This is a genomic window from Cupriavidus pauculus (assembly GCF_022179805.1).
Taxonomy (GTDB): domain Bacteria; phylum Pseudomonadota; class Gammaproteobacteria; order Burkholderiales; family Burkholderiaceae; genus Cupriavidus; species Cupriavidus pauculus_E.
Genome location: NZ_BPUO01000037.1, coordinates 1 through 970 on the forward strand (window position 1 = coordinate 1; position 970 = coordinate 970).

At 63.9% G+C, this 970-nt stretch carries 2 protein-coding genes; both read right to left on the minus strand.

All coding sequences use genetic code 11. The annotated features are described in order from the left end of the window. Positions 1 to 287 (minus strand): ATP-binding cassette domain-containing protein (locus MFF62_RS30720; RefSeq protein WP_238267953.1); only part of this gene is annotated, 287 nt, incomplete at its 3' end. After that, the coding region (locus tag MFF62_RS30725; protein WP_238267949.1) for an ABC transporter ATP-binding protein at positions 284 to 970 on the minus strand (687 nt) is incomplete at its 5' end. The genes MFF62_RS30720 and MFF62_RS30725, both read right to left, overlap by 4 nt.

The following is a 970-nucleotide window of genomic DNA, read 5'->3' on the forward strand; positions in this document are numbered from 1 at the left end:
GAGAAAATCGCCCGCTCTTCGGGGCAGTAGCCGATGCCGTAGTGCGCGATCTTGTGCGTAGGCAGGCCGATGGTTTCCTTGCCATCGACCTTGATCGATCCCTTGCGCGCACCGGTCAGCCCCATGATCGCGCGCATGGTGGTGGTGCGGCCGGCGCCATTGCGGCCCAGCAGCGTGACCACCTCGCCACGGTTCACCGTGAGATCGACGCCATGCAAGATGTGCGATTCGCCGTACCAGGCGTGCAGGTCCTTGATTTCGAGTGCAGGTACATTCGCGTTCATCAGTGCGCTCCCTGCAGTTCGGCGTCGGCGGTGCCCATATAGGCCTCCATCACGCGCGGGTCCTTCGACACTTCGGCGTACGGGCCTTCGGCCAGGATGGCACCACGCTGCAGCACCGTGATGGTGTCGGCAATCGACGACACCACGTTCATGTTGTGTTCCACCATCAGGATGGTCCGGCCAGCCGACACCTTCTTGATGAGCTGCGTCACACGGTCCACGTCCTCGTGGCCCATGCCCTGTGTGGGTTCGTCCAGCAGCATCAGCTCGGGCTCCATCGCCAGCGTGGTAGCGATCTCCAGCGCGCGCTTGCGGCCATACGGCAGGCTGACGGTGGTGGTCTCGGCGAATTCGGTCAGGCCCACCTGGTCGAGCAGCTCCATCGCGCGGCGGTTCAGCACGTCGAGCGAACGCTCGCTGCGCCAGAACTGGAACGCGGTGCCAAGCTGGCGCTGCAGGCCAATGCGCACGTTCTCGCGCACGGTCAGGTGCGGGAACACGGCGGAAATCTGGAACGAGCGGATCACGCCGCGCCGCGCAATCTGTGCGGGCTTTTCACGCGTGATGTCGATGCCGTTGAAAAGGATGGTGCCCGTGGTGGGCTCCAGGAATTTCGTGAGCAGATTGAAGCAGGTGGTCTTGCCCGCGCCGTTCGGTCCGATCAATGCATGGATCGAGCCGCGACG